This is a genomic window from Stenotrophomonas sp. STEN020 (assembly GCF_056760195.1).
Genome location: NZ_JBRREI010000094.1, coordinates 1 through 9,271 on the forward strand (window position 1 = coordinate 1; position 9,271 = coordinate 9,271).

9 protein-coding genes are annotated in these 9,271 nt (G+C 64.1%); 5 read left to right on the forward strand and 4 right to left on the reverse strand.

Going from position 1 to position 9,271, the window contains the following annotated elements:
- Positions 1 to 176: 176 nt before the first annotated feature.
- The 3 genes from ACVOLZ_RS21655 to ACVOLZ_RS21665 all read right to left on the reverse strand — a co-directional run bounded on the left by ACVOLZ_RS21655 (position 177) and on the right by ACVOLZ_RS21665 (position 2,046).
- Positions 177 to 1,142, reverse strand: coding sequence for a beta-ketoacyl-ACP synthase III (locus tag ACVOLZ_RS21655; protein WP_481517930.1), 966 nt, complete (start codon positions 1,140 to 1,142; stop codon positions 177 to 179).
- A gap of 91 nt (positions 1,143 to 1,233) precedes the next feature.
- On the reverse strand, positions 1,234 to 1,431 hold the full coding sequence (rpmF, locus tag ACVOLZ_RS21660; protein WP_282270713.1) for a 50S ribosomal protein L32: 198 nt from the start codon (positions 1,429 to 1,431) through the stop codon (positions 1,234 to 1,236).
- A gap of 108 nt (positions 1,432 to 1,539) precedes the next feature.
- A complete protein-coding gene (locus ACVOLZ_RS21665) occupies positions 1,540 to 2,046 on the reverse strand; it encodes a YceD family protein (protein WP_481511492.1) in 507 nt (168 codons plus the stop codon).
- Between the two features lie 115 nt (positions 2,047 to 2,161).
- On the opposite strand from ACVOLZ_RS21665, the gene ACVOLZ_RS21670 reads away from it, so the two are divergent.
- Entirely contained in the window at positions 2,162 to 2,734 is a 573-nt protein-coding gene (locus ACVOLZ_RS21670) for a Maf family protein (protein WP_481517931.1), read from the forward strand.
- A gap of 85 nt (positions 2,735 to 2,819) precedes the next feature.
- Here the strand turns inward: ACVOLZ_RS21670 and ACVOLZ_RS21675 are convergent, their stop codons facing one another.
- The gene (locus tag ACVOLZ_RS21675) at positions 2,820 to 4,703 is read right to left on the reverse strand and encodes a glycosyltransferase family 39 protein (RefSeq protein WP_481517932.1); all 1,884 of its coding nucleotides are present in this window, start codon (positions 4,701 to 4,703) and stop codon (positions 2,820 to 2,822) included.
- A gap of 19 nt (positions 4,704 to 4,722) precedes the next feature.
- On the opposite strand from ACVOLZ_RS21675, the gene ACVOLZ_RS21680 reads away from it, so the two are divergent.
- Genes ACVOLZ_RS21680 through ACVOLZ_RS21695 form a run of 4 tightly spaced genes read left to right on the forward strand, consistent with a single transcriptional unit; the run spans position 4,723 to position 9,077 of the window.
- Positions 4,723 to 5,649, forward strand: a complete 927-nt coding sequence (locus ACVOLZ_RS21680; RefSeq protein ID WP_481517933.1) for an AAA family ATPase — start codon at positions 4,723 to 4,725, stop codon at positions 5,647 to 5,649.
- Between the two features lies 1 nt (position 5,650).
- Complete coding sequence (locus ACVOLZ_RS21685) at positions 5,651 to 6,607, forward strand: DUF58 domain-containing protein (protein WP_481517934.1); 957 nt, start codon at positions 5,651 to 5,653, stop codon at positions 6,605 to 6,607.
- Positions 6,604 to 8,556 (forward strand): transglutaminase TgpA family protein, encoded by a 1,953-nt coding sequence (locus tag ACVOLZ_RS21690; RefSeq protein ID WP_481517935.1) that lies wholly within the window; start codon positions 6,604 to 6,606, stop codon positions 8,554 to 8,556. The genes ACVOLZ_RS21685 and ACVOLZ_RS21690 overlap by 4 nt, the downstream gene beginning before the upstream one ends.
- Positions 8,553 to 9,077: a Slp family lipoprotein gene (locus ACVOLZ_RS21695; protein ID WP_481517936.1), complete on the forward strand. Its 525-nt coding sequence runs from the start codon at positions 8,553 to 8,555 to the stop codon at positions 9,075 to 9,077. The genes ACVOLZ_RS21690 and ACVOLZ_RS21695 overlap by 4 nt, the downstream gene beginning before the upstream one ends.
- Positions 9,078 to 9,271: the final 194 nt, after the last annotated feature.

The window sequence follows — 9,271 nt, forward strand, 5'->3', positions numbered from 1 at the left end:
CCCCCCCCCCCCCCCCCCCCCCCCCCCCCCCCCCCCCCCCCCCCCCCCCCCCCCCCCCCCCCCCCCCCCCCCCCCCCCCCCCCCCCCCCCCCCCCCCCCCCCCCACTACAGGTGTCGCCTTAACGACAACGGGCAGCCATTGGCTGCCCGTGCGTTACATCTGTATGCGGAGACGCTTAGTAGCGCAGCAGCGCCGAGCCCCAGGTGAAACCGCCACCGAAGGCTTCCAGCAACAACAGCTGGCCACGCTCGACGCGACCCGAACGGATCGCGGCATCCAGTGCCAGTGGCACCGAACCGGACGAGGTGTTGCCGTGCTTGTCGACGGTCACGATCACCTGATCCATCGGCATCTCCAGGCGCTTGGCCGTGGCTTCGATGATGCGCAGGTTGGCCTGATGCGGGATCAGCCAATCCAGGTCGGATTTGTCCAGACCGTTGGCCTGCAGGGTTTCATCAACGACCGAGTCCAGCGCCTTGACGGCGTACTTGAACACGTCATTGCCCTTCATGATGATGTTGCCCGGCTTGTCGAAGCCGACCGACACGCCAACCGGATCCCACAGCAATTCCTTCTTGCTGCCGTCGGCATGCAGATGGGTGCTCAGAATACCGGTGTCTTCGTCGGCCTTGAGCACGACGGCGCCCGCGCCATCGCCAAACAACACGCAGGTAGTGCGGTCAGTCCAGTCGACGATACGGGTCAGGGTTTCCGCACCGATCACCAAGACGTGCTTGGCATCACCGCTGCGAATGAATTTGTCAGCCACGCTCAGGGCGAAAAGGAAGCCCGAACATGCCGCGTTGACGTCAAACGCTGCTGCACCAGCCACGCCGAGGCGCGCTTGGATCAAGCAAGCGGTAGACGGGAAAATCAGATCCGGCGTGGTGGTACCCACGATGATCATGTCCAGCTGCGATGCCTCAATGCCGGCAGCTTCCAGCGCGCGCAAGGCGGCGTTGTAGCCCAGGTCACTGGTGGTCTCGCCTTCGGCAGCGATGTGCCGCTCACGGATACCCGTGCGCGACTCGATCCACTCGTTGGTCGTCTCGACGATCTTGGTCAGATCATCGTTGGTCAACACTTTCTCGGGCAAATAACTACCAGTGCCCGCGATCCTCGAGTAGATCCGCTTGCTCATGCTGTTTCCTATTGCGCGAAGCCGCCCGTAGGCGGCCCCGGAAGAATCGGTGCAACAACCGCCACACTCAGGTGGCGGCAGCCGTCACAAATCAATCTTCTTCGACGACCAGGGTCGACTTGGTCGTGATCACCTTCTTGCCACGGTAGAAACCGTCAGCAGTGATGTGGTGACGCAGATGCACTTCACCGGTGGTCGGATCGGTGGACAGCTGCTTTGCGCTCAGGGCGTCGTGGGCACGACGCATGCCGCGGCGGGACGGGGTAACACGGGATTTCTGCACAGCCATGGGATTGCTCCAAACTCGGTTTCGTTTGCTTCGTCGTTTAATTGCACAGGACGCCAGCGTCCAGCACTACTCGCTTTCGCCGCAGCCGCCGACGATTACCGGCCGCAATTATTTCTTCAGCGCCGCCAATGCCGCAAAGGGATTGGCCTTGCTCAATTCTTCTTCGGTCGCGGTGAAGTCCTGTTCGACTGCCTCGCTTCCCGGCGCCAGCGCTACCACCGGCACCGCCAACACCAACTCGTCTTCCACCAGGTCCAGCGGACGCAGGTTGCCGTCTTCAGGCACCAGCATCGCTTCGTATTCCTCTGGAAGCGCAGATTCTTCTTCTTCGTCCTTGATCAAGCCCAAGCGCTGCTTGATCGACACCGGCAGCAGGAAACGCTGCATGGTGCGCTGACAGATCAAGGGCAGCTCGGTATCAATGGTCAGATCGACATACGACACCTGCAAGATGTTGTCTCGATCGAATTCCAGTGAATACGTGCACTGGCCTTCGGTATCGGCAACCAGACCCTGCAAGCGGGTCAATTCGGACAAAGGCACCTGGCCGTCAAAGCGCCTGCGCGCTATGACCATCCGCCAAGCATCCAGCAATTCGGGTACGTTCGCGGACATAAGCTGCAGAATGTTAAGGAGTAGCCACGCCGCTGTCAAATCCGTAGCGGCGGAAACATTGTCAGACCGGTGGCGGCGCAGCAGACTGGCCGTCCCGAGCTGCGTATTTTTACACATGAAGCCCCTGATTCTCGCCTCCACCTCACGATATCGCGCTGAATTGCTTAACCGGCTAAGGATTTCGTTCAGTTCGGCCGCGCCGGATGTGGACGAAACCCCGCTTCCCGGTGAGCCGTCGGCAGCCCTGGCGCAGCGCCTGGCCGCCGCCAAGGCCGGAGCCATTGCCGCCCAGCGCCCCGGCAGCTGGGTGATCGGCTCGGATCAGGTTGCCGAACTGAATGGGCAACCCTTGGGCAAACCCGGCACCCGCGAGGCTGCCTGTGCGCAGCTGGCAGCAATGTCCGGCCATGAGGTGCTGTTCCACACGGCGGTCTGTGTAAGCGATGGTATTGCGCAGCATCAGGCTATGGATCTCACCCGCGTGCGCTTCAGAACCCTGCAGGCGGACGAGATCGAGCGCTACATCGACGCCGAACAACCCTTGGACTGCGCCGGCAGCTTCAAATGCGAAGGCCTGGGCATCACGTTGTTCGAAGCCATCGACAACAGCGACCCCACCGCGCTGATCGGCTTGCCGCTGATAAAGACCGCACAACTGCTACGCCAGGCTGGCTACCAACTGCCCTAGCCTGCGGTTTCACTGTAGCCCGGGTGAGCGCTGCGCTTACCCGGGCTTCGGCTTTGTTGCGAGCTGTTCTGGAACGTAAGCGACGCTACTGAACCTCGAACGGCTGCTCGGCCCAGGTTTCGACACTGCCGTCATTGCCATGCAGGCGCATACCCAGCCAATGCGTGCCAGGCTTCAGGCCTGAAGTATCCAGCTTTGCATCAAAACCGGTCTTCGGATGCTGCGGATCAGTGGAAATCTTCCAGAACGGGCGCACGTCGTAGTCGCGCCCATAGACCGCGTCACCCACGCTGCGCCCATCCAGCAGCAGCTCAACCCGCGACAAACCCACGCCATCCTTGAAGGCCCAGCCTCTGACTTCCAGCGCATCATTCACTGCCTGACCAGCCAGCGGGGTTTCCACCCACGCCATCGCCGGCGTCACACATGGCCCTTGCTGCTTTTCGGCAGGCAAGCGGAACAACAGGAAGCGCTGGAAACCATGATCAAGCGAGACCACCTTCGGCGGCGGCAGCGGACCCACCAGCTCGCAGACCCGGTGGTAACGCTCCAGCAGATCACGGTAACGCTGGTCGCCCGGCGCCAACACCAATAGCACCGGCGTCGAACGGTTGCCGTCACTGATCAATTTCCAAAGTGCCAACTGCGCGGTGCGCCCATGCCGATCATTGAGCTCATGCGGCAGCACCTTGATCGACGGGTCATCGAGGCGGAAGCCCAGCTCCGCACCCACCTTGAAGCTGCCAGCCAGCACCTGGGTGTCTTCGGGCATCTGAGAGAGTTCCTCGCGCACGCCCTCGGACAGCTGCTGCCACCCCGCAAAATTGCGCGGGTAGTACTTGCTGCCCGCCAAATGCTCACGCAAGCCAGGTGATGCGGCAACCAGGTAATAACTCATCGCCAGCAGCAGGCCCAGCGAAGTGAGCGCCCACAGGGCGCGCCGCCAAGGACGCGACCAGTGCGTGAGCAGCGCAGGCACACAAACCAGCAAAGCCAGGTAGCCTGGCAGCGGCCAATGGAAGCTGACCCGCTCCACATCGGTGAAGAACCCCAACGCGAAGATCAGCAAGGTCGAGGTAGCACCGACCAGCGCGAAGTAGCGCCATTGCAGGTGGTGGAATCCACCTTGCACATTGCGCAGGCCCCTGCCCGCCACCACCGCCATCGCCGCGAACAGCACCGGCGTCACCAACAACGGCTGGATCACCAGGAACAACAGCCCTTCCGGCTGGAACGCCCACGGATGGCGCTCGATCACCTGGAACTTGAGCCCAGCATCCTGATTGTCCAGATTCCATGCCATCAGCGGCGCCCATGCCGCCAAACCAACCGACAGCGCAATCCACACCCGCGGATCGCGCAAGGCCTTGCGCCCCTCCGGCAACAACACCAGCGCAATGAAGCCAACAATGATCACACCGATGAAGCGGTAGTGACTGAGCGCGCCAATCAACAGGCCACAGGCCAGCAACAAGGCACTGCCAGCACCCACGCCACGCAGCAGACGCGCACCGGCATCCAGACATAGCAGGGCGGCAATCGCCATCGGCACATCCGGCACCGCCAGAATCCCCAGCGTCGCCGACAACGGCATCAGCAAGGCCAGTGAGCCCGCGCGCCAGCCCATGCGCACGCCGAACCAACGCGTGCAGATGCCGGCAACCATCCACGGCAGCGCCGCGCCCATGATCAGGAACGGCAGGCGCACGCCCAGGCGGTGATCGCCAGCAACCTCGACACCGAGCCGCGTCAGCCAAGCGGTCAGGCCAGGCAGGTCCGAATAGGCCGCAGCCAGATGCTGACCTTCCTGCCAATAGAACGCCTCGTCCACGAACAGCGTCAACTGCGAGGCCAACAGCACCTTGGCTGTGGTGACCAGCACCCACAACACAAGGAACGTTACGTATGCGCGTTGCTCACCCCTGTTTGGCACGTACACTTCCTTCAGCCCAAGTATCGAGACGACCATGACAATGGCGCCGCCCGGAATGCTAACCGAAGTAACACTACAGTCCCTATTGGCAGCGCAACAGCAGGTCAATTCCCTCCTGCTCGGCAAGGCGCAGGAAGTGCGGATGGCCTTTGTCGCACTGCTGTCCGGAGGACATCTGCTGATCGAGGACCTGCCCGGGCTCGGCAAGACCACCCTGGCCCATGCGATGGCCTCCAGCCTCGGCCTGCAGTTCCAGCGCGTGCAGTTCACCTCCGACCTGCTGCCCGCCGATGTGCTCGGCATCTCGGTTTACGAAGCGCATAGCCGCAGCTTCCAGTTCCATCCCGGCCCGGTGTTCTGCAATCTATTGCTGGCCGACGAGATCAACCGCGCGCCGCCACGCACGCAGAGCGCCCTGCTCGAAGCGATGGCCGAGCAGCAGGTGACGCTGGATGGCGTGACCCACAGGCTACCGGACCCTTTCTTCGTGATTGCCACGCAGAATCCGGTAGACATGTCCGGCACCTTCCCACTGCCAGACTCGCAGCTGGATCGATTCCTGCTGCGCCTGACCCTGGGCTATCCCAATGCCGATGCCGAACGCGCGCTACTGGCCGGCGAGGACCGCCGCGAGCTTATCGCGCGGGTTACGCCCTGCCTGTCAGAGCAGGACATCCGCAGGTTGCGCGACGCCGTCGGCCAGGTGCACGTCAGCGACGCATTGATTGACTACGTGCAGGCCTTGATCACCCGCAGCCGCCAGCACCCGGGCGTACGCGTCGGCCTGTCGCCGCGCGCAGGCATTGCCTTGTTGCGCGCAGCGAAGGCACATGCGCTGCTGCTTGGCCGCCAGCATGTGATTCCGGAAGACGTGCAAGCCTTGTTCATCGCCGTCGCCGGGCACCGCCTGGTCGCGGAAGCGGAGGCCTCCTCCGGTCCAACGCTGGCGCGCGCCATCCTGCACAGCGTGCAGGTGGACTGAAGTGCTGGCAGCACTGCGACAACGCCTGCAATCCCTGCAGTTCCTGGCTCGCCCACGGCAACCGGAACAACTGCCGATGCAGTTGGACAGACGCCGCATTTACGTACTCCCGACCGGCTTCGGCCTGTTCCTGAGCGCCTTGCTCGCGGTGATGCTGCTCGGCGCCTTGAACTACAACAACAATCCGGCACTGCTGTTGGCGCTGGTGTTGGGCGCAACCGCGCTGGCCAGCACCGTGCAGGCACACCTGCAGCTGTCGGGCCTGCGCCTGCAAGCCGTTTCCGCCGACCCGGTAGCCGCTGGCAATCCAATTCGCCTGCGCCTGGCACTCGCGCGCGGCGACCGGCGCCGGCGCCGCGCCCTGCAACTGGACTACCCGGAAGCCAAAACACACCTCAACCTGGAGCAGGACAGCCAAGCCGAAGCCGACCTCTGGCTACCCACCCAGCAACGCGGATGGCTGGATCTGTCACGCATCCGGATTACAACCACCCAGCCACTGGGTCTGGTCCGCGCCTGGGCGTGGTTCTGGCCGGACTCCGCGCTACTGGTTTATCCCGCCCCAGAAACCAATGCGCCGCCGCTGCCCGATGCGGGCAGCGCCTCCACCCGCACCCGCGTGCACCCGCAAGGTGAAGAACTGCAGCAGATGCGCCCCTACCGCAGCGGCGACGCACGCCGCAGCATCGCCTGGAAGCACTCGGCGCGGCGCGACGAACTGCTGGTGCGCGAGTACGAGCGCCCCTACGGTGCCGAACTGGTCCTGGACTGGCAGCACCTGCTGGCCCTGCCCCACGAACGCCGCATCTCCCGGCTCGCACGCTGGGTAGATGAGGCCGAACGCGAAGGCCGCAGCTATCAACTACGCCTACCTGGCCAACCTGCATTGGGGCCAGCCAGCGGCGACGCCCATCGCCACCTCTGCCTGCGCGCATTGGCGCTGCTGCCCAACGCATGAAGACGCTCTCACCCGCGATAGGCACCAGCAGCCGCCTATGGATCAATCTGGTCACGGCCCTATCACTGCTGCCCTTGCTGCTGCAGTTGCCGGGCGTGCTGGCGGTGGTGTTCGGAATCACCACCTTGCTGGTAGCGCTGTGGTCGTGGCGGCGGGCCATGCCCTTGCTGCTGCGCCTGCTACTGATCGGCGTGATGCTTGCCTGCATCTACTGGCAGATGGGCGCCAACCCCGGCCGCGACAGCGGCTGCGCCCTGCTCGCGGCGATGCTGGCGATCAAATCCAGCGAGCTGCGCACGCTGCGTGATGCGCGCAGCCTGATTGGCTTCAGCCTGTTTGCGCCATTCGCGGCCTTCCTGCTCGACCAGGGGCCAAGCACCCTGCTGCTGTCAGCCACCGCCGTGATAGCCGCTCTACTCGCACTGCAACGTCTGGCCGATGAAGAAGTGGGTATCGCCCACCTGCCACCGCGCGCGCAGCTGCGCACAGTTGGCGGGCTGATGTTGCTGGCGCTGCCCTTGGCCTTGTCAGCCTTCTGGCTGGTGCCGCGCCTGTCGACGCCGCTATGGGGCACACCGGATCGGACACTGTCACGCCCGGGCCTATCCGACAGCATGCAACCCGGCGCAATGGGCGACTTGTTGGCAGATGACAGCCCAGCGCTGCGGGTGGAGTTCTTCGGCCCGGTACCGGCGCAGGACCAACGCTATTGGCGCGGCCCCGTATTGACGCGCTTTGATGGCCGGCGCTGGTCGCGGGTGCAAAGTCAGCGTGCTGCACCGCCACCGCGCGTCAGCAACGCCGCGCTGCGCTGGGACTACCAGATCGAATACGAGCCCACCGACCAGCGCGAACTGGTCGCACTGGATCTGCCCCTGCAGGCCCCTGCAGGCAGCCAGCTGGATGCCGACTACAGCCTGACCTCAGCGCAATCACTTGCCGCGCTGACCCGCTGGCGCATGCAGTCCAGTCCCGCCGAAGCGTTCCAGGCCGAGCTGCCAGCACGCCTGCGGCAGCAGACCCTGCAGCTGCCAGAAGGCTTCAATCCGCGCACCTTGGCGCTGGCCAAGCAATGGCGCAGCCAAGCCGGAAACGACGACGCGGCCTTGGTGCAACGCAGCCTGGATTGGATCCACCGCGAGTTCGCCTACACCTTGAACACGCCATTGCCCGGCCGCCACTCCGTCGACGAATTCCTGTTCGACCAGAAGGCCGGTTACTGCGAGCACTTCAGCGCGGCATTCGTGGTGATGATGCGCGGCGCAGGCATTCCAGCGCGGGTTGTCACCGGCTATGCCGGCGGCGTACGCAACCGCTTCGGCAACTATTGGGTGGTGCGACGTCTTGATGCGCATGCTTGGGCCGAAGTCTGGTTGCCGCAGCGCGGCTGGGTACGGGTTGATCCCACGGCCGCAGTGGCACCGGAGCGCATCTACGACACGATCGAAGACCGCATCGGCGACAACGAAGCCCGTGGTCTGGACCTGAGCGGCCGTTGGAGCAGCCTGCTGCAATACAGCGATTTCCTGCGCCGCGGCTGGAATACCGCCGTGCTGTCCTTCGATGCCGAACGTCAGCAGCGTCTGCTCAGTGGTTTCGGCATCAAGCAATTGAGCCCCTCGCAACTGGTTGCCTTGTTTGCCGGTTTTGCCGTTCTTGCCCTGGGTTTGATGGCCTGGTTGCTGGCCCGTGGCGAACGCCAGCGCGACCCACTGCTGCGCGCCTGGCACCGCATGGACCGCCGCTACCAACGCTTGGACCTGGGCCGTGAGCCCTTCGAAACCGCCAGCGATTGGGCCAGCCGCGTCGACCGTGCCCGCCCCGGCAGCGACCTGCTGGCGCTCAGCCAGCGTTTCACTCAGGCGCGCTACGCTGGCGCTCGATCGGATGTCGTTTCATTATTGGCGGACCTGCACAGGCACCGCCCGAAACCCGGAGTACGAACATGAAGACCCGCATCCTCCTAGTTGCCGCCGCCACTCTGGCGCTGGCTGCCTGTGCCACTGCGCCCAAGCCGCTGCAGGGACAGTTCACCCCCGTTTCACCGCGTGACGCGGTGGCGCAGAAGCAAACCGGCGCGCCGGTACGCTGGGGCGGCCGCATCATCGAAACCATCCCTGGCCAGGGTGAAACCTGCTTCCAGATGCTCGCCCGCCCGCTCAATGCCAGCGGCCGCCCGAGCACAACGTCGAGCGATGCCAGTGATGGTCGCTTCCTGGCCTGCCGCAGCGGCTTCTATGATCCGGCGGTGTTCGAGCCGGGCCGTGACGTGACCTTCATCGGCCGCATCGATGGCTACCAGAGCACCAAGATCGGCGAATACGACTACCCGCTGCCCAAGCTTGCCGCCGACGTGGTCTATCTGTGGCCGGTACAGCGCGAAGTGGAAGTAGTACCCGCCTACCCGTACGGCCCGTGGGGCCCGGGTTGGGGTCCCGGCTGGGGCTGGGGTTACCGCGGTTGGTGGTAACAAACTGAAAACGCCGCCCCAAGGGGCGGCGTTTTTGTTTGGCTCTTAGATGCCTTTGGATCTTTTGTAGGAGCGGCGTAAGCCGCGAAGGCACGCAACACTACGCCGCCAGCGAAATTGCGCAACCAGAAACAGGTGGATCGCCGGTACAGCCTTACGAGTTGCGTGGGTTCGATCGGCATGGCCGGGGAGGG

Bases quoted from the DNA above. Each gene is read 5' to 3' on its own strand.
- ACVOLZ_RS21665 (WP_481511492.1), bottom strand. From the start codon at position 2,046: ATGTCCGCGAACGTACCCGAATTGCTGGATGCTTGGCGGATGGTCATA.
- ACVOLZ_RS21655 (WP_481517930.1), bottom strand. From the start codon at position 1,142: ATGAGCAAGCGGATCTACTCGAGGATCGCGGGCACTGGTAGTTATTTG.
- ACVOLZ_RS21675 (WP_481517932.1), bottom strand. From the start codon at position 4,703: ATGGTCGTCTCGATACTTGGGCTGAAGGAAGTGTACGTGCCAAACAGG.
- ACVOLZ_RS21695 (WP_481517936.1), top strand. From the start codon at position 8,553: ATGAAGACCCGCATCCTCCTAGTTGCCGCCGCCACTCTGGCGCTGGCT.
- rpmF (WP_282270713.1), bottom strand. From the start codon at position 1,431: ATGGCTGTGCAGAAATCCCGTGTTACCCCGTCCCGCCGCGGCATGCGT.
- ACVOLZ_RS21680 (WP_481517933.1), top strand. From the start codon at position 4,723: ATGCTAACCGAAGTAACACTACAGTCCCTATTGGCAGCGCAACAGCAG.
- ACVOLZ_RS21690 (WP_481517935.1), top strand. From the start codon at position 6,604: ATGAAGACGCTCTCACCCGCGATAGGCACCAGCAGCCGCCTATGGATC.
- ACVOLZ_RS21670 (WP_481517931.1), top strand. From the start codon at position 2,162: ATGAAGCCCCTGATTCTCGCCTCCACCTCACGATATCGCGCTGAATTG.